23 protein-coding genes and 1 riboswitch are annotated in these 25159 nt (G+C 40.7%); of the genes, 17 read left to right on the top strand and 6 right to left on the bottom strand.

Translation table 11 applies throughout. The features are described 5' to 3' along the window. Window positions 1–39: 39 nt before the first annotated feature. Window positions 40–1173, bottom strand: a complete 1134-nt coding sequence (locus AAEO50_RS14460) for a zinc-dependent alcohol dehydrogenase (RefSeq protein ID WP_341984995.1) — start codon at window positions 1171–1173, stop codon at window positions 40–42. A 238-nt stretch (window positions 1174–1411) separates the two neighbouring features. Next, a riboswitch (SAM riboswitch) is annotated at window positions 1412–1515 on the top strand. Window positions 1516–1607: 92 nt separating this feature from the next. Between AAEO50_RS14460 and AAEO50_RS14455 the strand changes: the two genes are divergently transcribed. From AAEO50_RS14455 to metH, 4 genes are read left to right on the top strand one after another with little or no spacing between them, the layout of a single operon-like run. After that, a complete protein-coding gene (locus AAEO50_RS14455; RefSeq protein ID WP_341984993.1) occupies window positions 1608–2729 on the top strand; it encodes a methionine biosynthesis PLP-dependent protein in 1122 nt (373 codons plus the stop codon). Next, a complete protein-coding gene (metC, locus tag AAEO50_RS14450; protein ID WP_341984992.1) occupies window positions 2722–3906 on the top strand; it encodes a cystathionine beta-lyase in 1185 nt (394 codons plus the stop codon). Before AAEO50_RS14455 ends, metC begins: the two co-directional genes overlap by 8 nt. A gap of 29 nt (window positions 3907–3935) precedes the next feature. Then, window positions 3936–5786 carry a bifunctional homocysteine S-methyltransferase/methylenetetrahydrofolate reductase gene (locus AAEO50_RS14445; protein ID WP_341984991.1) on the top strand — a complete coding sequence of 617 codons (1851 nt, stop codon included), beginning with the start codon at window positions 3936–3938 and terminating at the stop codon, window positions 5784–5786. After that, entirely contained in the window at window positions 5767–9213 is a 3447-nt protein-coding gene (gene metH, locus AAEO50_RS14440) for a methionine synthase (RefSeq protein ID WP_341984990.1), read from the top strand. The genes AAEO50_RS14445 and metH overlap by 20 nt, the downstream gene beginning before the upstream one ends. A 91-nt stretch (window positions 9214–9304) precedes the next feature. Here metH and AAEO50_RS14435 read toward each other — a convergent pair whose 3' ends face one another. Beyond that, a complete protein-coding gene (locus AAEO50_RS14435; RefSeq protein WP_341984989.1) occupies window positions 9305–9481 on the bottom strand; it encodes a sporulation histidine kinase inhibitor Sda in 177 nt (58 codons plus the stop codon). Window positions 9482–9509: 28 nt separating this feature from the next. After that, window positions 9510–9710: a hypothetical protein gene (locus tag AAEO50_RS14430; protein WP_341984988.1), complete on the bottom strand. Its 201-nt coding sequence runs from the start codon at window positions 9708–9710 to the stop codon at window positions 9510–9512. Window positions 9711–10316: 606 nt separating this feature from the next. On the opposite strand from AAEO50_RS14430, the gene AAEO50_RS14425 reads away from it, so the two are divergent. The 3 genes from AAEO50_RS14425 to AAEO50_RS14415 all read left to right on the top strand — a co-directional run bounded on the left by AAEO50_RS14425 (window position 10317) and on the right by AAEO50_RS14415 (window position 12929). Continuing rightward, on the top strand, window positions 10317–11159 hold the full coding sequence (locus tag AAEO50_RS14425) for an STAS domain-containing protein (RefSeq protein ID WP_341984987.1): 843 nt from the start codon (window positions 10317–10319) through the stop codon (window positions 11157–11159). Window positions 11160–11311: 152 nt separating this feature from the next. Then, window positions 11312–12292, top strand: a complete 981-nt coding sequence (locus AAEO50_RS14420; RefSeq protein WP_341984986.1) for a ring-cleaving dioxygenase — start codon at window positions 11312–11314, stop codon at window positions 12290–12292. Continuing rightward, entirely contained in the window at window positions 12279–12929 is a 651-nt protein-coding gene (locus AAEO50_RS14415) for an alpha/beta hydrolase (protein WP_341985026.1), read from the top strand. The genes AAEO50_RS14420 and AAEO50_RS14415 overlap by 14 nt, the downstream gene beginning before the upstream one ends. A 43-nt stretch (window positions 12930–12972) precedes the next feature. Here the strand turns inward: AAEO50_RS14415 and AAEO50_RS14410 are convergent, their stop codons facing one another. Together AAEO50_RS14410 and AAEO50_RS14405 are read right to left on the bottom strand one after the other, a co-directional pair. Next, window positions 12973–13485 (bottom strand): GNAT family N-acetyltransferase, encoded by a 513-nt coding sequence (locus AAEO50_RS14410; protein WP_341984985.1) that lies wholly within the window; start codon window positions 13483–13485, stop codon window positions 12973–12975. Continuing rightward, window positions 13460–14380 carry a hypothetical protein gene (locus AAEO50_RS14405; protein ID WP_341984984.1) on the bottom strand — a complete coding sequence of 307 codons (921 nt, stop codon included), beginning with the start codon at window positions 14378–14380 and terminating at the stop codon, window positions 13460–13462. Before AAEO50_RS14405 ends, AAEO50_RS14410 begins: the two co-directional genes overlap by 26 nt. 258 nt (window positions 14381–14638) lie before the next feature. Here AAEO50_RS14405 and AAEO50_RS14400 point away from each other — a divergent pair, with 258 nt between their 5' ends. Beyond that, window positions 14639–15250, top strand: a complete 612-nt coding sequence (locus AAEO50_RS14400; protein WP_341984983.1) for a YitT family protein — start codon at window positions 14639–14641, stop codon at window positions 15248–15250. Between the two features lie 42 nt (window positions 15251–15292). Here the strand turns inward: AAEO50_RS14400 and AAEO50_RS14395 are convergent, their stop codons facing one another. Next, complete coding sequence (locus tag AAEO50_RS14395; protein ID WP_341984982.1) at window positions 15293–16066, bottom strand: MBL fold metallo-hydrolase; 774 nt, start codon at window positions 16064–16066, stop codon at window positions 15293–15295. A gap of 204 nt (window positions 16067–16270) precedes the next feature. Here AAEO50_RS14395 and AAEO50_RS14390 point away from each other — a divergent pair, with 204 nt between their 5' ends. The 9 genes from AAEO50_RS14390 (at window position 16271) to AAEO50_RS14350 (ending at window position 24948) form a co-directional block, all read left to right on the top strand. Continuing rightward, on the top strand, window positions 16271–17095 hold the full coding sequence (locus AAEO50_RS14390; RefSeq protein WP_341984981.1) for an STAS domain-containing protein: 825 nt from the start codon (window positions 16271–16273) through the stop codon (window positions 17093–17095). Window positions 17096–17255: 160 nt separating this feature from the next. Then, window positions 17256–17558, top strand: a complete 303-nt coding sequence (locus AAEO50_RS14385; RefSeq protein WP_341984980.1) for a TIGR04104 family putative zinc finger protein — start codon at window positions 17256–17258, stop codon at window positions 17556–17558. A 133-nt stretch (window positions 17559–17691) separates the two neighbouring features. After that, on the top strand, window positions 17692–18693 hold the full coding sequence (locus AAEO50_RS14380; protein ID WP_341984979.1) for a DUF3231 family protein: 1002 nt from the start codon (window positions 17692–17694) through the stop codon (window positions 18691–18693). A gap of 39 nt (window positions 18694–18732) precedes the next feature. Further along, window positions 18733–18867: a hypothetical protein gene (locus AAEO50_RS14375; RefSeq protein WP_341984978.1), complete on the top strand. Its 135-nt coding sequence runs from the start codon at window positions 18733–18735 to the stop codon at window positions 18865–18867. 255 nt (window positions 18868–19122) lie between these two features. Beyond that, window positions 19123–19920 (top strand): alpha/beta hydrolase, encoded by a 798-nt coding sequence (locus tag AAEO50_RS14370; RefSeq protein WP_341984977.1) that lies wholly within the window; start codon window positions 19123–19125, stop codon window positions 19918–19920. A gap of 115 nt (window positions 19921–20035) precedes the next feature. Beyond that, a complete protein-coding gene (locus AAEO50_RS14365; RefSeq protein ID WP_341984976.1) occupies window positions 20036–20752 on the top strand; it encodes a TIGR02206 family membrane protein in 717 nt (238 codons plus the stop codon). A 110-nt stretch (window positions 20753–20862) separates the two neighbouring features. Further along, window positions 20863–21441 (top strand): glycerol-3-phosphate acyltransferase, encoded by a 579-nt coding sequence (locus AAEO50_RS14360; RefSeq protein WP_341984975.1) that lies wholly within the window; start codon window positions 20863–20865, stop codon window positions 21439–21441. A 39-nt stretch (window positions 21442–21480) separates the two neighbouring features. Continuing rightward, entirely contained in the window at window positions 21481–23097 is a 1617-nt protein-coding gene (locus tag AAEO50_RS14355) for an aminotransferase class V-fold PLP-dependent enzyme (protein ID WP_341984973.1), read from the top strand. Window positions 23098–23127: 30 nt separating this feature from the next. Further along, window positions 23128–24948, top strand: a complete 1821-nt coding sequence (locus tag AAEO50_RS14350; RefSeq protein WP_341984971.1) for an LTA synthase family protein — start codon at window positions 23128–23130, stop codon at window positions 24946–24948. Window positions 24949–25159: the final 211 nt, after the last annotated feature.

Here is a 25159-nt window from a genome sequence, read left to right as displayed (position 1 = left end):
CCATTCGGAGGAGAATGGCTGCTTTTCTAACCAAAACCACTATGGTTTTAAAATCACCTTAATATTTCCGTCTTCTTTTTTATCAAAAATATCATAACCCTTCGCAGCCTCTTCAAGCGGTAAACGGTGAGTGATGATATCCGTTGGATCAAACTCGTTGTTTTCTATCATATCATACAACTTAGGCATAAGGTGGATGACAGGAGCCTGCCCCATTTTGATGGAGACATTTCTGCTGAAGAAGTCCCCTAATGGAAAACGATTTGCCTCTGTGCCATATACACCTGTCAATTGCACTGTCCCGAATTTTCTTACTGCCTGCGATGCGGTTTTAATAGGACTGATGGTTCCGAATTGATTATCGAATTCAGATCCGAATGTCTCTTCAGGAGGGACGGTCCCGTCCATTCCTACACAATCTATGACCACATCAGCGCCCCCTTTGGTATACTCGTGAAGGACAGAGCCGATGTCCGGGGTCTCTTTGAAATTATAGATTTCAGCACTGTTTGTACGTTTAGCGTGATCGAGCCGATGCTCAACCTGATCTACAGCTATGACGCGATCGGCGCCTTTTAATTTGGCGAACTTCTGAGCCATCAGTCCGATCGGACCGCTCCCAAGAACAATGACCGTATCTCCTTCTTTTACCCCGCTGTTTTCAACGCTCCAATAAGCTGTGGGTATGACATCCGAAAGGAAGAGGACACTTTCGTCATCAAGGTTACTGGTCTCAGGTACTTTAAATGAAGTAAAGTCTGCATAGGGAACTCGCAGATATTCTGCCTGTCCGCCTGGGTAGCCTCCCATCATTTCAGTAAATCCAAACAGACCTCCTATTTCTCCATGGGGGTTGGAATCGTCACACTGACTTTCCATCTGGTTCTTGCAGAAGAAACATTCCCCGCAGCCAATATTGAATGGAATGACGACACGGTCCCCTTTTTTGAGACTTTTCACTTCGGATCCTACTTCCTCCACAATCCCCATTGGCTCGTGCCCCACGACATAATCTTGTGCCGGTTCGATTCCACCGTGGTAAAGGTGAAGGTCAGAACCACAGATACCACTTGCAGTGATCCTCACAATCATGTCTGTATCTTCTTGAATATCGGGGGTTTCAACGTCTTTGACAACCATTTTTTCTTTTCCTTGGAAAGTTACGCCCTTCATACTTATCACATCCTAATCAAGTATTCCTATACATATAGACTTGATATTGGTTGTTCAAACATATATTTTTTACAGATTTGCCATTCTGAACAAACTTTGCTAAGAAATTACCTCCTTACATTGCATTGAAAATGACAAAGTATTCATAATTTTCATTGACATTTAATAAAGTATGATGTAAGTTATGAAGAAGTTATTTTAATAAAGTGATTGATGACCTTTAATAAAACCAAATAGATTCTTATCCAGAGAGGTAGAGGGACTGGCCCTATGACACCTCAGCAACCAGCCAAGGGTATGGTGCTAATTCCAGCAAGTTGAATTCAACTTGGACGATAAGAGGGAGATTGAACGACTGAAGCCTTCTTATATTTCATAAGAAGGCTTTTTGTTTTATATCCCTTTTCGTTTGAAAAAGAAAAGGAGTGAAGAAATTGAGAAAACACATCGAAACCATTCTTGTTCAATCAGGAAACCGTACGGATGCGGGGACAGGAGCGATAAGTCCTGCCATTCATTTATCAACAGCATATCAGCACAAGGGGATCGGTCAGTCGACTGGATTTGATTATTCGCGGACCGGAAATCCAACCAGGTCCATTTTGGAAGATACACTGGCTCTGTTAGAAGATGGAACAAGAGCTTTTGCCTTCAGTTCAGGGATGGCAGCCATTCAAGCAGTTCTAAGTTTATTCTCGTCTGGAGATGAATTGATTGTATCCAAGGATTTATATGGAGGCAGCTATCGATTATTCTTTCAGTATGAAAATCAATACGGTATCAGGTTTCATTTCGTGGACACTCTTGAAGAAAGTCGTATTGTCGAAAAGATAAACGAAAAGACAAGAGCGATATTCCTTGAAACGCCAACCAATCCATTAATGAATGAAACGAGTATATCAACTGTCTCCTCCATCGCTAAGGATAACGGGATATTGCTGATTGTGGATAACACCTTTTACACACCGATCCTTCAAAAGCCAATTGCAGAAGGTGCTGATATAGTCGTTCACAGTGCTACAAAATATCTAGGCGGTCATAATGATGTACTTGCCGGTGCTGTTATTGTCAGAAATGAAGAATTGGGAGGGAAACTCTATACTATTCAGAATTCGATCGGTGCCGTTCTTTCACCCTTTGATTGTTGGCTTTTACTCCGCGGCATGAAAACATTAAGCATACGGATGGCCCAGCATGAAAAAAATGCAAACAAAGTTGCAGAGTATCTAACGAATCATGACTGCGTGACTGATGTCCTTTATACCGGAAGAGGCGGGATGCTTTCTTTTCGAATTTCTAAGGAGGGATGGGTCGGTCCTTTTCTTGAAAAATTAGAAATCATTACATTTGCTGAAAGTCTTGGCGGGGTCGAAAGCTTCATTACGTATCCTGTAACTCAGACCCATGCAGATATTCCTGAAAGCGAAAGGGAAAAACTCGGCATATGTAATCGTCTTTTGCGATTTTCTGTCGGCATAGAGAATGTGGATGATATCATTTCGGATTTGGAGAATGTTTTCAAACAATTAAGAGGAGAGGTGCTTATTCATGAGTGAAAAAACGTATTCACAGCAAACTTCCCTGATTCATTCTCACAGTTACGATAGCCATACTGGAGCGGTTTCTACACCTCTCTATCACGCTACTACATTTCATCAGAGTGATTTCGATGAGTTTGGGTCATATGATTACAGTCGTTCGGGAAACCCGACTAGGGAAGTATTAGAAGACACGATTGCCGAACTTGAAGGCGGAGTAAAAGGGTTCGCTTTTTCATCAGGGATGGCGGCCATTTCTACGAGTTTCCTGATGCTTTCCCAGGGGGATCACGTTCTAATTTCGGAGGAAGTGTACGGAGGCACCTACCGGTTGATTACAGAAGTATTGAACCGGTTTGGAATTAAGTATTCTTTTGTGGACATGAGAGACCTGCATGAAGTCGCACGATCAATCAGGTCAAACACTAAATTGATTTATATCGAAACCCCTTCAAACCCATTGCTGAACATTACTGATATTGAAGGGATCGTAAAATTGGCAAAAGCTAATGACTGCCTCACGTTCCTCGATAATACGTTTATGACGCCACTGCTTCAGAAGCCTTTATCACTCGGTGTAGACGTAGTGCTGCACAGTGCAACCAAATTTTTGGCGGGTCACAGTGATGTACTTGCCGGACTCGCAGTGACCGGGAACGAAAAAATAGCCCAAAGGCTGTCTTTCTTGCAAAATTCATTTGGTGCTGTATTGGGCCCGCAAGACAGCTGGCTCTTGTTGAGAGGCCTTAAGACATTGCATGTCCGCCTTAAGCAGTCCTCTGAAAGCGCCTATAAAATTGCACGATTTCTTGAAACGAGAGATGAGGTGGAAGAAGTGTATTACCCTGGGCTAAGCTATCATAAAGGCCATGAAATTCATGTCCGGCAGGCAAATGGACCTGGCGCTGTTTTATCCTTTCGCTTAAAAAGTGAAGAAGACGTCAGGAAATTGACTAAACAAGTAGATATCCCTGTATTTGCAGTAAGTTTAGGTGCAATAGAATCCATTCTTTCATATCCGGCAAAAATGTCCCATGCATCCATGCCGAAAAAGGAAAGAGAAAGGCGTGGGATCACAGATGGACTGCTGAGGTTATCAGTTGGATTGGAGAACGCAGATGAGCTGATACATGACCTGGATCAGGGTTTAAATTCTCTTAAAGAAGAACCAATTAAGAAAGTCATTAATTTATAACTGAATTCTAATAGAGAAGGAGGGATCGAATGAAACCGCTCATACAAGCTTTGAAAGAAAGAATCTTGATAGCAGATGGAGCAATGGGGACACTGCTGTATTCATATGGTGTGGATCGATGTTTTGAAGAATTGAATCTTTCACATCCTAATGAAGTATTGAAAGTTCACAAGGATTATATTGAAGCTGGAGCAGATATCATTCAGACCAATACGTATGGAGCAAATTACGAAAAACTTTCACGTTACGGTTTGGAGGATTCTGTGAAAGAAATCAATACAGCAGCGGCCAGGCTTGCTAAAAAGGCGGCAGGGGATCACACCTATGTTGTAGGGACCATTGGCGGAATCAGAGCGATCAAGCAAAATATTTCCGTGGAGGAAATAAAAAGAAGTTTTCGCGAACAGCTATACTGTTTGCTGCTTGAAGGAGTAGACGGCATCCTCCTAGAAACGTATTATGACTTTGAAGAATTGACGACAGTCCTTAAAATTGCCAAGCGGGAAACTGACCTTCCCGTCATTGCACAGGTATCGCTGCATGAAACGGGAGTACTTCAAAATGGGATGGATGTAAAGGAAGCTCTTCAGCAGTTGGAAATGCTGGGTGCCGATGTTGTGGGGATCAATTGCAGGATGGGTCCTTATCATATGGTTTCGTCTCTGGAGGAAGTGCCGATTCCTAAAGGCTCTTTCCTATCAGTCTATCCTAATGCGAGTTTACCGAACTATGAAGAGGGAAGATTCTATTATTCCGCAGAACCCGAATACTTCGGGGATATCAGCAACGAGCTCCGTGTTCAAGGTGCGAGAATCATAGGCGGGTGCTGTGGTACGACACCTGAGCACATCCGGGCTGTATCAAAGAGATTAAAAAGCAGGGTGCCTGTGACGGAAAAGAAGGTGAAGACCAAAAAATCCGTCCAACTTTCATCACCGGCTGTAAAAGAAAAGCTTCTGCATCAACAAGTGAAAGAAAAGAAGACGGTCATTGTGGAACTTGATCCGCCGAAACACCTCGATACAGGATTATTCTTTCAGGGTGCTCAAGCTTTAAAAGAAGAAGGGATTGATGCATTAACTCTCGCAGATAATCCATTGGCTTCTCCGCGGGTGAGCAATGACGCCATCGGGACAATGATAAAAGAAAGATATGACCTAACACCATTAGTTCATATCACTTGCCGTGACCGTAATTTAATCGGTCTTCAATCTCATTTGATGGGCCTTCATACCTTGGGAATCCATAATATTTTAGCGATCACAGGTGATCCCGCCAAGATTGGTGATTTCCCTGGAGCCGCATCCGTCTACGATTTATCAAGTCTGGAGCTTATTGAATTAATCAAACAAAACAATGCAGGAATATCATTTTCCGGCAAATCACTGCGGCAAAAAACACAGTTCTCGGTTGGTGCTGCCTTCAATCCCAATTTCAGGCATCTGGATGCATCGGTAAAACGGCTCGAGAGAAAAATAAATGCGGGAGCCGATTACTTCATATCTCAACCGGTTTTTGGCGCAGAAGAGATGTACCAGGTCTATGAAGCTACGAAACATTTAAATACGCCGATTTTCATTGGGATTATGCCTTTGTTGAGCTCAAGAAATGCAGAGTTCCTTCACCACGAAGTGCCAGGTATCAAAGTCCCCGAGGAAACGAGAAAGAGAATGAAGGATGCAGGAACAGATCCCGTTCATACAAGGGCAGCAGGAATGGAAATAGCCAAAGAACTAGTGGATGCCGCTCTTAAGTTATTTAATGGGATCTATCTGATTACGCCATTTGTCCGTTACGATATGAGCATAGAACTACTTCGGTATATGAAGGAGAAAGCCGGGAAAGAAATGGAGGTTCCTTATGGTCAGCGCATTATTTGAAGAGCAGCTTAGAAAGAAAATACTCGTACTTGACGGGGCTATGGGAACGATGCTTCAGGAAGCCGATTTAACACCTGAAGACTTCGGTGGTGAGGAGCTTGATGGGTGCAATGAACATCTTGTCCTCACTGCTCCGGAAATCATTTATCACATCCACAGCGAATACCTGCTTGCAGGAGCGGATGTGATTGAAACGAACACATTTGGCGGTACTCCCGTTGTGCTGGATGAATACGGATTAGGTTCCAAAGCTTATGAAATAAACAAAACAGCAGCCGAAATAGCAAGAAAAGCAGCAAATTGCTTCGCAACTTCAGATTGGCCGAGGTTTGTAGCCGGTTCAATGGGACCGACAACGAAGACATTATCTGTCACTGGGGGGATCAGTTTCGATGAATTAACAGAGAACTACCGCATTCAGGCAAAGGGACTTCTGGATGGCGGGGTGGATGTTCTTTTACTCGAGACCAGCCAGGATGCGCTGAATGTGAAAGCAGCTAACCTGGGTATACTGGCAGCATTCGAAGAAAGCTTAAGGGAGGTCCCCATCCTCTTATCGGGAACCATCGAACCGATGGGTACGACTTTAGCAGGTCAGAATATCGAGGCTTTCTATTTATCACTGGAACATCTGAATCCTTTGGCCGTAGGGTTGAACTGTGCGACAGGGCCTGAATTCATGCGGGATCATCTTCGGTCACTGTCAAATCTGGCGACGACATACGTCAGTTGTTACCCCAACGCAGGACTGCCAGATGAAGAAGGAAACTATAACGAAACACCAGAGTCACTCAGCCTGAAAATGAAAGGGTTTCTGGAAAAAGGCTGGCTGAACCTTGTGGGTGGTTGCTGCGGTACGTCACCTGCGCATATTCAAGCCTTGTCCGAATTAGTGAAAGAATTTCAGCCAAGGGTTCCAAATGAATCACATGCTCATGCGGTATCAGGTATCGAACCCTTCCTATATGAAGATAAGGACAACCGTCCTATCCTGGTCGGTGAACGAACAAATGTGATCGGTTCAAGGAAATTCAAGAGACTGATAGCTGAGAATAAAATTGAGGAAGCTTCAGAAATTGCGAGGGCCCAAGTGAAAAACGGAGCGCAGGTCATTGACATCTGCGTAGCAGATCCTGACAGGGAAGAAGCGGAAGACATGAATACCTTTATCCAGGAAGTTGTGAAAAAGGTGAAGGTTCCCCTCGTCATAGATTCAACCGACGAAGAGGTCCTGGAAACTGCTTTGAAATATTCACAAGGTAAAGCGATCATCAACTCCATCAACCTCGAGGACGGGGAAGAGCGATTTGAAAAGATTTCCCCGCTCATTAAGAAGTACGGAGCTGCAGTTGTTGTCGGAACCATCGATGAAAAGGGAATGGGAGTGACGTCACAGCGAAAGGTTGAAATTGCGGTGAGGTCCCATAAACTGTTGACGGAGAAATACGGGATCCCTTCACAGGATATCATCTTCGATCCGCTTGTATTCCCAGTGGGGACCGGGGATGCACAATATATAGGTTCAGCGAATGCCACCGTTGAAGGGATCAAGAAAATTAAAGAGCTGCTTCCTGAGTGTCCACACATTCTCGGAATTAGCAATGTTTCTTTCGGTCTTCCGCCGGTCGGGAGAGAAGTCCTGAATGCCGTATTCTTATATCACTGTACCAAAGCAGGACTTGACTACGCGATAGTGAATACGGAGAAACTTGAACGGTTTGCTTCAATTCCTCATGAGGAGGTGGAACAAGCAGAAAAGCTGTTATTTGAGACAACGGATGTGACATTGGCTGCTTTTACTGAATTTTACAGAGGGAAAAAGAAGGAAGTGAAAATTCCAGTAAATACGATGACTCTTGAAGAACGGCTGGCTCACTATATTGTCGAAGGGACGAAGGAAGGGTTGATTCCTGACCTTGAACTAGCTTTGAAGCAATATAGCGCCCCTCTGGATATCATAAACGGTCCCCTAATGGATGGGATGAGTGAGGTGGGCCGGTTATTTAATGATAATCAGCTTATCGTAGCAGAAGTACTGCAAAGTGCAGAAGTGATGAAAGCATCAGTCTCCTATTTGGAGCCGCACATGGAACAAAATGAGACTTCTTCCTCCAAAGGAAAAGTGATTCTTGCTACGGTTAAAGGAGACGTCCATGATATCGGGAAGAATCTGGTGGATATCATTCTGAGTAATAATGGTTATGAAGTGAAAGATTTAGGCATCAAGGTGACTCCTCAGGAATTAATTGAAGTAATCAGAGAAGAAAAACCTGATATTGTAGGACTTTCAGGTCTTCTGGTGAAATCTGCGCAGCAGATGGTCATCACAGCACAAGATCTCAAGCAATCAAACATCTCTGTACCGATCATCGTAGGAGGTGCAGCTCTGACGAGAAAGTTCACCTCTACCAAAATTGCGAAGGAATATGAAGGGCTGGTTCTATATGCGAAAGACGCCATGGATGGCTTAAGCATCATTAATGGAGTTCGTGATGAAGGCACGAGATTGAAATGGGAAGAGGAAAATCGACAGAAGCTTATGGAAGTCAACAACACGGAAGAAAGAGAATCGGTACATGATTCATCGGTTGCAGTGAAGGTCCGTTCAACAGTATCAAAAGACGTGCAGGTACATGTTCCGCCTGATTTAAAGCCGCATACCATTAAAGACTTTTCCTTGAATCAAATTCATCCTTATATAAATCAGCAGATGCTTCTTGGTCATCATCTAGGGATAAAAGGGAAAATTTCAAGGCTTCTTGAAGAAAAAGATGAACGGACTCTTCGAATCAAGGAAATTACCGATGATTTATTTGATAAAGCAAAAAGAAAAGGACTAATACATGCTTCAGCACTTTATCAGTTTTTTCCTGCTCAATCAGAAGGGGACGATGTCATTATCTACGACCCGAATGACGTAACTATAGAAATTGAACGTTTTCATTTTCCACGGCAAATGAGGAACCAGCATCTGTGTTTAGCAGATTTTCTGCGATCTGTCGATAGCGGTAAAATGGATTATGTTGGATTTTTTGCCGTGACAGCCGGCCGTCGTATCAGAGAATGGGCTGCGGCGTTAAAAGAAGAAGGGAAATTCCTTGAGAGCCATGCTATCCAGGCTTTGGCTCTGGAGACTGCTGAAGGACTTGCAGAGAGAGTTCATGAAATGATGAGAAGCCGTTGGGGATTTCCAGACGCTGTTGATTTTACGATGCAGGATCGTTTTCGTACAAAGTATCAAGGACAGCGTTTTTCATTTGGTTATCCTGCCTGTCCAGAACTTGATGATCAGCAAAAACTCTTCCGGCTCATTCAGCCTGAACGCATCGGCATCGAATTGACGGATGGATGTATGATGGAACCGGAAGCTTCTGTTACTGCAATGGTGTTTGCACATCCGGAAGCACGCTATTTCAATGTTCTTTAGTAGACGCTGTTTACTTACAGTCAGGTGTACTTCAATCGAAAATCCCATGCAATAAACAACAATAAAGAAAGCACCCTGTTCTCAGTGTGAACTAACAGGGTGCTTTCTTTGGCACTTCAATATTATTATTTTGAGGATTAGGGTGTATACGAACAAGTTTTCTCCTGGTAATTTCTTGTTTGAGCATATTTATGAACTGGGGGTCTAACTCCAACTCATTGCTTTTCATATATGCTGCAATCAGATGATGATCAGATAAGCGGTTCATAGAATCAGCTCCTCATGACAGGTATTCCTTATATCAACCTTTTTTCGCTGCTAGAATGTGTATAAGCTGGAAAATCATGATCAATTCTTTCGAGGATCTTTTCTTCTGAAAAACCGGTAACCATGGAAATATTCGCTATATTGGGTGTGACTCCCATGTTTTTGCAGAATTCACAAGCACTTTTTATTGATAAGATTTCAATCGATTCTCTTGACAGTTTTCTTTTCACCTTGGTCAACTCCCCAATTAAATGGCCGCTGGCTGATAAAGTCGTCCATAAAGTTCTTTAGTAAATCCGTTTTGGCTCATAATTGTGAGATTTCCTGGAAGAGTATCATTCTGTTTCTTTCTAGTTGAATCAGCTAGTATTCAATAATTTTAGTCTTTCTTACATTATATACCCTAACAGGTGTTCAGGCGAGAGAAAATAGAAAAAAATACAGTAAAAATTTTATTAATATACATTATTATGAATAATTTTACAATTATGCAAATTCACTGGATTTATTTATTTTAAGAATTAATTAATTGGTGGGAATTTGTACAAGATGAGTGTTAAATCGACCGTCTTGCTTTGCAATCGACTAAGGTTGATTCAAAATATTAACGCAATCAATATGATGAGTTTCTTGCTTTCTACTTTAATCACAGTACATATTAATGGTATCAGGTAATTTTCTATATTATAATGAAATGAAAGCTTCTTATAAGTGCAGGGATTTAACATTATTGTTAAATTGATTGAAGTGGAATCAAACAGGCCCTGTTTGACAGAGCCTAAATGAATATGAACCTAAATCTACTTTGTCTAAACTCAGGGGGGAAAGTGCTGTATATGCATAGAAACAAAGAATTACACGACCATTTATTGAGTAAAGCCCGCCAATTAACAGAGGATTGGTATAATACAATCGATAAAAGTAATTCATCCGGGGTGTATTCCTCTAATGATCCCAAGGTGATTGAAAACTTAAAAAAACAAAATTTTGAGTTTCATCAATTATTTTGTGAAGTATTTATCATTGATAAAGATACGTTTTATAAACGGTTAGATGATTGGGTATTGACAATTGCGGAGGATAAACACCATCTTGAAACCCCCACACATAATATCATTCAGGAGTTCATGCGAGTACGCAATCAATATCTGGATTTTGTTAATGAATTTGCGCAAAACTGTAAGGAAGAAAATATTTTCAATCAGATGAGACTTTGGGAGGACATCGTGATTGATTCATTTGACCGGGCAATGCTGAGATTCATGGAACTGCAAAATGAAGTAGTTAAAAAGCAGCTTCAGTCTCAGCAGCAAATTATCCATGAGCTTAGTACTCCTCTGATCTCCTTAAATGCAGACACTGCCTTGGTGCCTCTAATCGGAAATATTGACCCGGCACGTGCGAAGATGATACTTGAAAACACGTTGCAACAGTGTGTACAGAAAGAAGTGTCCCATTTATTTATTGATCTTTCAGGTGTTGTCATGATTGATACAATGGTTGCACACCAGCTCTTCCAGCTCATTGATGCCCTCGAGTTAATTGGAGTGAAGCCGATCCTTTCGGGCTTGCGACCAGAAATCGCCCAGACGGCAGTTCAGCTTGGTCTGAACTTTGATAGACTAACAATAACCTCTACATTGTCCCAGGCCCTCACCATTAAAAGTAATAATCGTTAAAAAAAGCACTCGTCTTATGGCGAGTGCTTTTTAGATTAATCAAGGGTGCAGTATTAACCCTTTGAAGTAAAATATCTTGAATTAGAGATAAATATATTGTATGCTTTTGACAGATAGTAAATAGATACCATTCTATTAGGAGTGAGGAAGTTATGAATTTAAAACTATTGAAAGGGCAGCATCACGTTTCTGCCATAACTGCAAATGCAAAGAAAAACTACCAATTTTACACTAAGACTCTCGGTTTGCGCTTAGTAAAAAAGTCTATCAATCAGGATGATACCTCCGTATACCACCTCTTTTATGCGGATGAACGGGGAAACCCCGGGACAGACCTTACTTTTTTTGAGATCCCGCATGCAGGGAATACGTACAAGGGAACAAACAGTATCTCTTTGACTTCCCTCAGAGTAAATAACGACAAAGCATTGGCTTACTGGAAAAATCGCTTTGAGGAATCAGGGGTGGACCATGATGAAATTTCTTTTCAAACCGGAAGAGCTGCATTGGGTTTTCGAGACTTTGAAGGGCAGCGACTAATGCTTGTATCCGATGAGAAAAACGAAGGAGTCTCAGGAGGGAAGCCTTGGGAAAAGAGCCCTGTACCTGCTGAATATGGCATAATTGGACTGGGTCCGGTTACTCTTACAGTAGCCAGAGGAGAAGTCACCTCAAAAGTACTGACTGATGTTTTAGGTTTTCGGGAAACGAGAAGCTATCCCGGGCATGAATCAGGGCAGCCTGACATTCGCGTATTTGAAACCGGTGAAGGCGGTACAGGGGCAGAAATCCACCTGGAAGAAAGAAACGATCTGCCCCAGGAAAGACCGGGGCGAGGGAGTGTTCACCATGTTGCCTTCCGTGTTGAAGATGAGAAGGAATTACGCAAGTGGGTGGACTGGATTACAAAAACACGTCTGCCTAATTCAGGGTTTGTAGAACGGTATTACTTCAGGTCGCTCTATTTTCGTGAACCGAACGGGATCCTTTTTGAACTGGCTACAGATGGACCAGGTTTCGAAACGGATGAAAACTTTGAGAGTCTAGGTCAAAATCTTTCTTTGCCGCCATACTTTGAAAGCCAGCGTGAATCCATAGAGGCAAAATTAAAACCATTGGATACAAAAGACTAATCAGGATGAACGGAGGAATAAAATGAAACATATTTTTAAAAAGGGTAAAAATACGGATTTGCCGACTTTATTGCTTCTCCATGGAACAGGTGGGGATGAACGCGATTTATTACCCCTTGCTGAAATGATCGCTCCGGACGCATCCGTGCTGAGTGTAAAAGGTAATGTGGATGAAAATGGCATGGCACGATTCTTTGCGCGCTTGCGTGAGGGAGTTTTTAATGAAGAAGATCTGGTATACAGGACAAAAGAATTAAAGGAATTCATAGATGAGAGTGCAGTGAAATATGAATTTGACCGCAAAAATGTAGTGGCAATAGGTTATTCGAACGGAGCAAACATTGCTGCCAGCCTGATGTATCACGAGAAACATTCTTTGAGAGGAGGGATCCTTTTCCATGCAATGGTGCCCCGCCGTGGAGTGACTCTCCCTGAATTAAGTGATTCGCCTGTATTCATTGGGGCAGGAAAGAGGGATTCATTAATTCCAATGTCTGAAACTCAAGAACTGATTAAGAACCTTAATGACGCGAATGCCCCTGTTACGGAATTTTGGACTGATGGCGGCCATGAGTTAAGACGAGAAGAAGTGGGTGCAGCGAAAGAATGGTTTGACAACAATTTTAGTAACGAATGAAGGATAGAAACCCGGGATGTTTGAAATTTCCCGGGTTTTTACTTTAGATGGACTTTGCCATGATTACATTCGTAACTTCATAGCCGATTTTTTCATAAAGCCTTCTTGCAGTCGTATTGTGGGCAAATACATGTAATTCAATTTTGGTCAGATCAAGTTCTTTTGCCTTTATTTCGATTTCTTTCATTGCTGATTTTCCAAATCCTTGTCCCCGGAATTCTTTTACTATTTCAACGTTATAGATGTATCCGGTTTTGTTCGGCATAACGGCAAGCCAAAAGGAGCCGATGAGTATATGATCTTGAAACAGCGAGTATAAATGGTTGTTCTCCGTTTTTTCATCTTGCGGCAAGAGTCTGGCATAGTCTGCTTTCGCCCTCTCAAAAGATTCTTCCTCGGTCCAGTTGCCGGAATGGGCTTTTTCCTCAGCATAGTTAATAATTGACTTTTCCAGAAAAATAGAAAACTCTTCAGATGTCATCGGTTTGGCTTCCATTGTTTCTTCCTCCTTATGATAAAGAATGGTGGACTTACTTATCGATTTTTCCGTATGCATCAAGCGATCGAAGCATCGACAGAGTCAAGATTCCCCGCCATTCATTTTCAGCTTTTTTCCAAGTTTCTTTATATTGTCCAAACCACGACCAGGCGGGCTGCCAATAGCCTTCTTCATGCTGACAATTGATTTCTGCATCTAATTGAAGCTCTGCTTCCTTCTTCAGATAATCATGAAATGGTGAAGATGGGCAAGGTGCAAACTCGAGGGGTTTTGCAACATATTCATTCCAGCGAGCAGGATCTTTGCAGACCGTTTCATGAAGGGAACGGGATAAAGATAAATGAATGTCATGTTGAGCATTTTCATTATCCGTGATGCTTTCAAGCAGTCGTGAATAACAGAGGAAATCATGTTTTTCAATTGGATGTGGAAGTTTTGTGAGCTCAATTAATGCTTTGTGTGTCCATTTTTTTAAATTAGGATTTTCTTGTTGATATAAATGATAGTATCCTACAATTTCAGCATTTGGATTAGCCCAGGTTGTCTGTACACCACAGAACCCTTTTGCTCTATCGAAATGCCACCATGGAGCATGTGGAACATCATTCACTGTTGGAGGTACAGCATGCCAGATTTCCATCTGGTCATCGTATGCGGCTTCCAGGTAACTCATTGCTTTGACAACCATAGGGTGGTCTTTCGTTAATTGTAGATCCTTTGCAATTTGTAAGCCCACAGTTGTAGCCATTGGAGATGATTCTCCTAATCTGAAATCCGGTTCAATGCTGTTCCCAAAACCACCATCATCATTTTGAAAAGAAGTTAGTTCTTCCACGGCATCTTCTTTGGTTCCGTTTTCAAAATGATATGTAAAGAGCTTCTGTTCCAGGGGACGGGCATAGGAAATTAAAAAAGATCTTGCAGCGTCCCAGCCTGTCTTAGTAAGCATCATATTTATTACCCCCTTAATTTCATAAATGTTGAATGGTTTTCGATTACGTACTTTTTCGTACACACGCCTAAACGGAACATCGATTGTAGCGCTTGAAAATATCCACTCTATTAAGTTAGCTATTCACTGGCAAAACTCCTCCTTAAGGAGACAACCTTGTGGGCTGTCGCAGCTTGAGCATATTTTCACATTGCAGTATAAATTGAATACTACTAAACTAGTATAGTAAATACACGCATAAATAGGAGTCATGCATAGATGAATTACATACTGAAATCCGTCATTCTCACAATAGCATCTGGAATTCAAGGAGCCGCAATGGCTGCTTTCCTCTTTCCACATTTCATTCCATCAGGCGGGGCTGCCAGTGTGAGCGTTCTGCTGAATTATCTATTAAATATTCCTTTTTCTATAACGCTTTGGTCACTAAACGCAGGTCTGTTGATTGCTGCTGTCAAATGGCTGGGAAAGGAGAATGCCCTTTGGACGATGTTCTGTGTAACCATAACCTCTGTAACCGTTGATTTCATAAGTCCCTTTATGACTGCACCATTGACGAATGCGGTGATCGATATGTTGATTGGTGCAGTATTGTTTGGAATCGGGATCGGGATTCTTTTCAGAATGGGCGCTTCGTCCGGGGGGATGGATATATTGGCGCTCATTATTTCCAAACTGCAAGGTTATTCACCTGGTCGAACCCTTTTCGTCATAAATAGCAGCCTGTTATTATTAACAGGACTAGTCATAGACTTGAAACTCATCATGTATGCGCTCATTTGTCAATTCATCGGGACGAAAATACTCGATATCATCTATAAGGTTGAAATCAAACTCCCATCCACTTTAGCAGAAAAAATGGCAAAATAAAGGCCCGCCCTGCAGTGCTTTAAAGCACTGCAGGGCGGGTCTTTACTTATTATTGATGATGGAGTTTATTGTATGAATCGGAGAGTTTTCAAAGAGTGAGAAATATTGAAATGGTTTGTTTTTGGGAAGCAGCATTTTTCTTATTTCCATAGGGGTGTAACCCTCTTGGTAGTGCTTCAAAACGGTCTCCTGAAGGTTCAATAAATAATCCCGCTTCCTCTCCATTAATCGGCGTCCATTATGAAGATATCCGCCATGTGAACAATAGATTTCCTTGAAAGAGTGATTCAGTGCTTTAGTAAGTGAGTGTATTAATACAGGTACAGACTCAAATGAAAAATGGGAAGAGGGTGAATGATACAAGTATAAATCACCCGAAAGACAGATTCCTTTTTCTTCGTCGATCAAAATGATGTGGTCATCCGCATGGCCGGGCGTATGAACAATGGTAAATAGATGCTCTTTAGTCTTAAACACTGTATCTTGCAGTTCCATTGGGGTAAACGATTTCCGGTTTTTCCAAAACACCGACCGGTAGAAAGGAAGTTTTGTATCTCCCAAGCATTTTTCAACCCCGTCCGGATGTATCCACTGAGGAATCTTTAAATGTTTTTCAATCCAGTGACTATTACCTGTATGGTCCTCGTGATGATGAGTATGTATGACACTTTGTACAGTGTGTTCTCTGACGATCTTTCGTACCTGTCTATGTAAACTGTAGGGTCCGGAATCCACAAGTGTATCATCAACCAGTGTGACATAGACCGGCATGCTTTGCCCGACAATTTTCCTGACTAACTTGAATGTTTTTATCAAGACAGCATTCCCCTTCTTATCAATAGGTTAGTTGTAATATTCCCGATTTGCAGGGTGTAATCCTTTATTTTACAGATTAGTTTTTTTGATTTGGAGGTTTCAAGTCATTAAAAGTGGGTATGTAGTAAGGATGTAAAAAATTTTAAAACATACAGGTAAGCAGAGATGACTTATCAAACAATAGGCTTTCAGGGGGCTGGTCAGTTGGAAAAGGCAAGAATGCTTGGTGAATTAATTGTATCGAATAAATTGGAAGTTTCAAGAAAGATAAGTGATGCTTTAAATGACCATTACAATCAGTTTCTAAAAAGGGAAAAAGTTGATCTTGTAGAGTTTATAGCCTGGCAGGCAGATTTAATTGAAATAACTGGACAGGCATTGATTGCATTTGATGCAGAAGCTGTATGGGAGGATTTGAACAAATGGTCTGAGAAGACAGGTCAGACAGCGGTGGATCATGGATTAGCGATCGATGAACTTCTCAGTATGAATAAGATCTACCGAAAAGTAATATGGGACTTTATCCGGGAAAACATTGATAAACCTATGATGAAAATAGAAATCGTATTAAGAATTAATGAAATTATCGATTCTTTACTTGATCAGACGGCATATGTGTATAGTGTCACGTTTGTTCATTATCATAAGAATGCGCTAAGACTGGCAAAAGATACGATGTTAGAGGTGTCAACTCCTGTTGTATCTTTATCAGATGATATCGCGATTCTCCCATTGGTGGGGGACCTTGACACACACCGTGCCAAGATTCTTATGCAAACGGCTTTAGAACGCTGTGGGGAACTTGGGAATTCAGAGTTGATAGTGGATGTATCAGGTGTCCCTATCGTAGATACGATGGTAGCAAATGAATTTTTTGTTTTGGCAAAGTCATTGAAATTGATCGGTGTTCAGCCTGTCTTTACCGGACTGCGGCCTGAGATTGCTCATGCAGTCGTAAGTCTTGGTATCGATTTTAAAGAAATTAAGATTCTTGGTTCTTTAAAACAGGCTTTGGCACAACGGGTTTAATTCACAGTCTTCAATAATAAAGAAAGTCATGGAAATCAAGCAGTCCATGACTTTCTTTTTTTTGATAGGAAGGGGAGGTCTCATTGAAATGAGAAAACCAGTTACAGGGTGTTTATGGTAAGATAGAAATAGATTCATCTGGACCATAGGGGGAAATGTTTTGCAGAAGTGTAATGTGTGTAAGAGTAAATTTAGATGGAAAGAAATATTATTTTCTATATGGAGTTCGTACAAGCCGGTCGTTTGCAGAAACTGCGGCAAGAAGCATACAATCAGTTTCTCTTCGAAGTTTTTTGTCTCATTTCTGATTGTTGTGCCTGCAGTTATTTTTGGATTGGTGATGGCTCCAGATATGGGTTTAAGCAAACCTGTGACATTCGGCATCATTGTGATGATCGCCTTTATCATTTCATTGCTGCTGCCTTTCTTTGTGAAATATGAAGTCAAAGCTAAAACTAAATAGCATCTTACATGGGACTGTCAGGATTGGCAGTCTTTTCTTTTGGCATCAGTTATTCCTCATAATGATTTTCGTGGATAATGCGGCCAATTATGAAAATAATATTCAGTAACAATCAACAAAAAGGAGCGGGCAGATGGCAGAACAAAAAATTCCTTTAACAACAGCAGAAATCGCTGCATTATGGATTAGTTATATGAATTATTCTGCGACAACATGCTTTTATAAACATTTTCTTCATCATCTGAAAGATCAAGAGATCAAAGAAGTTTTAGAAGAAGTATTAATGACAAGTAATGATTCGATTGGCAAAATCAAAACCATCCTTGAAGAAGAAAACTTTCCTGTTCCTCAAGGTTTTTCTGACAAAGATATTGATTTCTCTGCCTCGCCGCTATTCTCTGATTTATTTTCATTAAGTTTTATCTACCGGGCAGGGCAAATGATAATAACCCATTATTCAACTTATTTAGGAAAAGTGGCAAGAGAGGATATCGTCACTTTTTTTCACGAGGGTTTAAAGAAGACAAGCGATATGTACAAGAAATCATTAAATTTAATGATTTCAAAAGGAATATATGACCGTCCACCCAAAATGGATTATCCGGATTCTATCACCTTCATTCATCACCAGCCTTCCCTGATTGAAACATGGTTTGGTGAATCCAGGCCGCTGAATGCATTTGAACTGAGTGAACTATTTTTTGCGATTGAGAGAAACTGTATTGGCATCATCATGCTGAAGGGATTTCTCCAAGTATCCAAAGACAAAGATGTAAAAGAATATTTGCGGAAAGGGAAGAAGTTAAGTGAAAAGCAAATATTCACTCTAAACAAAGTTTTGATGAAAGATGAATTCTTCCCGACTTACCCTGTAGGGATGGAAGTTAAAAACACCAAAGATTCTCCGTTTTCTGAGAAACTCATTCTCTATTTTATATCTGCTTCGAACACAGTAGGATTGACTACGTTGTGTCAGGCAGCGGCGATGTCAATGCGAAAAGATCTTGTTGTCCACTACGGACTATTTATCACTGATATCATGAAATATTCAACTGATGGGTTGACACTGCTGATACAAAGAGGATGGATGGAGCAGCCGCCTCAAGCAGCCGATCAAAAAAATTCATATAAGTAAAATGAACCGGAGGATATGATGAAAACAGAAGAAATTGTAATGACTAATATCTTTGCAATCGTACTAGTATTGATTTTCAGTGTATTTAAAGCAGTGACATTAAAAAAACAGGTAGAATATTGGCTGGATTCCAAGTTTCTAAACGTCCGATCCTATCTGCATACAATTAGATAACATGTTTTTATCAAGGCTGCCTAAAAGGGCGGCCTTTTATTATGAGGATTCAGGTTGTAAGGTGAACTTCAACTTCACTATACTCTCACAAAATAGTCGAATTTTCTGTCCTTCCACTATGTCATTACACGGAGTAATAAGATACAATAGGGATTGTATTATCGAGAAGAACCATATTGTGTTTGTTGTGAATTGAAACTCATACGACAATAACCATCTTTTAATATAAGCTTTTTGCTTTGAAGGAGAGAATACATGCTGGAATATAAAGTTCATCAAGGAGACTTCGAGGAATATGTGGTATTCCTTCATGGCATTGGCGGGAATTCGAATATTTTCGGCAAGCAGCTCCAAGCATTTAAAAAACACTATAATGTCATTACGATTCACTTGCCGGGTCATGGACAGTCACCGAGTGTGAAAAGCTACAGCGAGAAATTTTCCATTGAATTGAACCTTCGTGAAGTATTGAAGGTAATGGATCATTTGAGAATTGAACGGGCCCATTTTGTCGGGGTTTCACTGGGGTCAATTTTCATTCATGCACTGTTACAGCGGTATCCTAATCGTGTAAAGAGTGCTGTTTTAGCTGGGTGTATCACACGCTTTACATTGTTTGCTTCTGTCCTTTTAAAACTCGGAGATGCAATCAAATCGTTCATTCCGTTTATATGGCTTTATAAAATATTTGCGTATATTATGATGCCAAGGAAGAATCATGCCATTTCTAGGAAGCTTTTCATCAGAGAAGCAAAAAAAATGAATCGTCATGATTTTCTGAGCTGGTACAGACTCACCCCATACGTTAAATCCACCTATCAGCTCGTCCAGAAAAAAGCATCGCATATACCGAAACTGTATATTTCGGGTAAAGAGGATCACTTATTTGTTAAAGCGCTTGATAAAGATGTACAAGGCGATCCTTCCGCAGAAAAGATTTTTCTAGACGACTGCGGACACGTATGCAATGTCGAGAAACCTAAAGAGTTTAATTATTATGCTCTGGAGTTTCTTTCCCGTCAACAGGGGATGCCGCTTCGAAAAGTACAATGAAATTCAACCCATTTTACCAACAGTAAAATGGGTTTTTTACTATCTATCTGAATAAAATCAACTAAAAAAGGAAAAAGAGTCCAGAAACCAGAATATAGAATAGAGGAGGGTGAAAATGAAGGACTTATTGAACTTCCGGTACGAAGATTATCCATTTGAATTATTTTCCCTTTCGCATTTTACCGCGATCATTCTTCTGCTTGTGCTGATCTATCTTTTATTTATGTATAGAAATAGATTAAAGAATAAAGGGAAGAATGCAGCTAGATGGGTACTCATTTCACTGATGGTGGCAGGGGAACTATTTTTCCATTTATGGTATGGAATAAATGATTTATGGTCGCTTACGATAAATCTTCCTTTTCAGTTATGTTCTATATCTCTTTATTTGTGTATCTTAATGCTATTGACTAGAAACAGATTTCTATTCGAAATTGCTTTTTTTACAAGTATGACGGGTGCTTTTGTTGCAATGCTCACTCCGGAATTGTTCTTTGGCTTTCCTCATTTACGTTATTTTCAGTTTTTCATTGTACATGCTGTAATCGTACTTTCATGCTTGTACATGATTTGGGTTGAAGGATTAACAGTCACTTTTTCATCACTTTTGAAGTCATTTCTTGTTTTGAATGTAATCGCTGCAGCAGTATATGGCATTAACTTACTTCTTGGTGCCAATTACATGTTTCTCATCCATAAACCTTTCAATCCAAGCCCGATTGATTATTTAGGTGAATATCCTTGGTATTTATTATCTCTGGAAGTTATTTCTTTTACTCTTTTTTATTTGATATATCTTCCATTTCAAATAAAGAAAACTGTAAAAAAATGAAACTTTTTCAAATCCTAATCGTCTATTAATTAGGCACTTTTCTGTTCAGTTCAAAGAGGAACAGAAGTACAATGAAAAATGTATCTATTGGTAAAGTCAGGTGCAAATATTTGGAAAAAATTATCATTGTGTATGTTTTAATCATAGCAATATCGTATTTGGCTGGAAGTGTAACGGGTGCATACTATGTCGTGAAGCTGCTTACAGGCGAGGATATCAGGATTTTGGAGAGCGGGAATGTCGGGGCGACGAACGCCGCCCGTGTGCTTGGTAAAAAAGGATTCCTGCTGACCTTGTTGATTGATGCTGTCAAGGTATTTATTACGTTGACAATCGTAGAGCAGTGGCTGCTTGACAGTGACTCAGCCCTGGTCATCAGTTCTGTTTTCCTGTGCATCGGTCATTTATATCCTTTTCAACTAGGATTTCATGGTGGGAAGGGAGTAGTAGTATACATGGCTTCCGCATTGGTTCTATCACCAGTCACCATAGTTGTCGCAGCCATTGCCATGGGAGTATCATATGGACTTTTACGCGAATATAAAACGGCAGGCTTTCTAACAATGGCTTCCATGCCTGTTTCAGCATTTGTGATTGAAGGGTCAGTCATTATACCATGCGGACTCCTGATTTTGTTCGTAATAGTGGTAATGTCTCATTTAAAATCAGGCAAGTCGCAATCTGTTTAGAACATCTGGTAATTTACTTCAACAAGAGGAGGTTCAAGTATGAGTCAAGATTCCCTTGTCTATAAGGTTGCAAGCGCTCCACACGAATTTTTACAAATTAATCATTTGAATTATCAAACATTTGTGAAGGAAATCCCTCAGCATAAGGAGAATGAGATTGGGCAGCTCGTAGATAAATTTCATGATGAAAATACATATATTATAGCAAAAAACCATGATCAAATTATAGGGATGATTGCAGTCCGTTCAAACCGTCCCTTTTCTCTTGACCATAAGCTGCACAATCTGGACGAGTATATCCCTTCTGAGAGTGTGCCATGCGAAGTGCGACTTTTATCCGTTAAAGAAGAATATAGAAGTACAAGGGTTTTCTACGGACTGTGTAAAAGGTTGGTTCAATTTTGCTTGGAGAAAGGGTACAATCTTGCCCTTATTTCAGGGACTGTCCGCCAGCTGAAGCTGTATAACCGAATCGGCTTTAAACCTTTTGCATCATTGGTGGGAGAGGACAGTGCACGCTTCCAGCCGATGTATTTGACAAAGGCAAACTTTGAACGTTCGACGAAGGCTTTTGAAAGGTTGATGCTGGCAGCTTCCAACCATCATGAGGTCAATACTGTGACACATTCCTTCCTTCCAGGACCGGTATCTCTTCACCCTGAGGTAGAGAATGCTTTCAGGAAGCCACCTGTTTCCCATAGGAACTCCTCATTAATACAGCAATTGAAAGAGATACAATCAACATTATGCGATTTAACTAAAGCAAATCATTCGGAAATAGTTGTTGGGACAGGCACGTTGACCAATGATATGGTTGCACAGCAGCTAAAAAGGTTGAACGGTGAAGGACTGATTCTGGCAAACGGCGAATTTGGATATCGTCTCATCGATCATGCGAATAGAAGCGGGTTGACATATCGAACAATTGAAAAGCAATGGGGAGAAGAGATCACACTCTCTGAAATACAGTGGGCATTGAGTACCTATTCGCCTAAATGGATCTGGACCGTGCATTGCGAGACGTCCACCGGCTATTTATACGATCTTGAAGGAATTTTGTCATTGACAAAAGAATACGAAGCTGAATTATGCGTGGATGCATGCAGCTCTGTCGGTATTGTGCCGGTGAATTTCCAAGACGTATACCTCGCGAGTACAGTAAGCGGGAAGGGGATCGGATCCTATCCGGGCCTGGGGATTATTTTTCACAGGGACAAAATTTTCTCTCATCCATCGATACCAAGATACTTGGATTTAGGCTTATATGCAGAGAAAGAGAGCATACCTTTCACTCACTCTTCAAATCTGATCGGAGCATTAAAAGAAGCACTAAAAAATCTTGAAAAGAATGATCATACAGATTTATCTCATTGTGTAAGGGATATCTTTAAAGACTGGAAACTATGCCCAATGGGAGATGATACTTATTCACCTGGTATCATTACGATTGAACTACCGCCTGGATCATCAAGCAGCAGGGTAGGGGATGAATGTAAGAAAAAAGGGGTATTACTCAGCTATGAAAGTGATTATCTCCTGAAAAGGAACTGGATCCAACTTGCTTTGATGGGTTATCACCGTCATGAAGAGGTAATGAAGGCATTGACTGTATTGAAAGGTGTACTGGCACCTTTTAAAGAAATCAGGTATGTCTAAATGGGAAGATTGACACAATTGCTTATTAAATTGAAAAAATTTAAACTGATTGGCACCTTGTTACTTCTACTTTGGATTAAGACGATGATCGTCTTGCTTGCGGGCTTCAATATCTCCATACATTCCTTTCTGGACTTATGCTTGCTTCTTATTAATTCAATCGGTTCTCTGATGATCGCTCTCGGTTTTAGCTTTTATTTCACTAAGAAAGTCCATGCATTTACACTATTCCTGGCTACGGTCCTCACGACTGGGATTCTCTATGCAGATTTGCTTTATTTCCGATTTTATACGGATTTTGTCACCTTGCCTATTCTATTCCAATTTAAGAATGTAGGTGGCATCGGTCCCAGCACATTTGAACTCATGAGTTACTGGGATGTATTGCTATTCGCAGATATTGGCATCGTCGGATGGTACTTGAACAAAAGAAGAAGGATGCCTTCGTTTACTACTAGGGAAAAACTGAATTATTTTTCGGTAAGCCTTGCGCTTGTTTTATTGACGGTGGCTGTAGGCCTCATTAAGACTCCGTACTTATTCCAGGAAGCCTACGATCGGGAACAGATGGTAACAGCAATCGGTCCCTATAATTATCATGTGTACGACACTGGATATGCACTTGGAGTGAATCTCAATCCTTTAGTGGCATCAAAAACCGATACAAATTCCCCGTTGAATTATACAAAAACGAAGAAGAATGACGAGTCTGATCTTTTTGGGATTGCAGAAGGAAAAAATGTTATCCTGATCAGCATGGAGTCGACCCAGAACTTTGTCATCAACAAAAAAGTAGAAGGAAAAGAGATAACTCCTTTCCTTAACTCACTGGTGAAGGACAGTTTCTACTTTGATCAAATTTATGACCAAACCGCACAAGGAAAAACTTCAGATTCAGAGTTTATGATCGATACAGGGCTTTATCCCCTGGCCAGCGGTTCTGTATTTGTGAGAAACCCGGAAAATAAGTTTAAGAGCATGCCTCATATATTAAAGAAAAAAAATGATTACTATTCAGCTGTGTTTCACGGGAATGATGCTAGCTTTTGGAACCGCGATGTCATGTATGACTCTCTGGGATATGACCAATTTTATTCGAAGCAAGATTATGAGGTGACAGAAGAAAATTCAGTGAATTATGGGATAAAAGATATTCCTTTTTTCAATCAGTCTATTACTTTTCTTCAGGATCTGCCTCAACCATTTTATACTCGGTTTATTACATTGACCAATCATTTTCCTTTCTTATTGGAAGAGAAGGATCAATTTATTCCCCAAGCTTCGACTAAAGTGGATGTAGTCAACCGGTATGTGACGACCGTCCGGTATGAAGATGAGGCAATCAAACGCTTCTTCGAAAAATTAAAGGAAAAGGGTATTTACGATGAGTCGATATTTGTGTTGTATGGGGATCATTATGGGATTTCTGAGAAATATGAGCCAGGGGTATTAGAACTAATGAATATGGAAGACACTCCATTGAATCATATGAAACTTCAGCAGGTTCCTCTGATCATTCATGTACCGGGAACGAAAGGGAAGAATATATCATCCATCGGCGGAGAAGTTGATATCCGTCCCACCATTCTTCACTTACTTGGCATAGAGTCTAAAGAGAATCTTTCATTTGGCCACAACTTGTTTACAAGAGTTGAGAATCATCCAGTTGTTTTTCGTGATGGAGGATTTGTAACAGAAAAATTCGTTTATAAAGATAACGTCTGTTACAGCCGGAAGAATGGCGAGTCTTTACTTGATAATCAGTGCAAACCATATAAAGAAATCGCAAGAAAAGAACTGGGAATGTCAGATGATATCATTTATGGAGATCTATTGAGGTTCTTGGAATAGATGATGGTATGAGGATAATACCGTTATGTAATGAATGATTCAATTCCCTGACCAATAAAAGAGGATGGGCCAAGACTATAAAACCGCCTCATAAAGACGAATAATTTCAGAGTAATCTCTTAATACCGCTAATGATTTCCGTGCAAGACTTCGCTTTCCGCGGGTAGCCCGTGAGCCTCCTCGGCAAGCCTGCGGGGTCTCACATAAGCTA

This window comes from Rossellomorea oryzaecorticis (assembly GCF_038405515.1).
In the GTDB taxonomy this organism is placed as follows: Bacteria; Bacillota; Bacilli; order Bacillales; family Bacillaceae_B; genus Rossellomorea; species Rossellomorea oryzaecorticis_A.
This window is presented reverse-complemented; position numbering and strand designations above follow the sequence as displayed.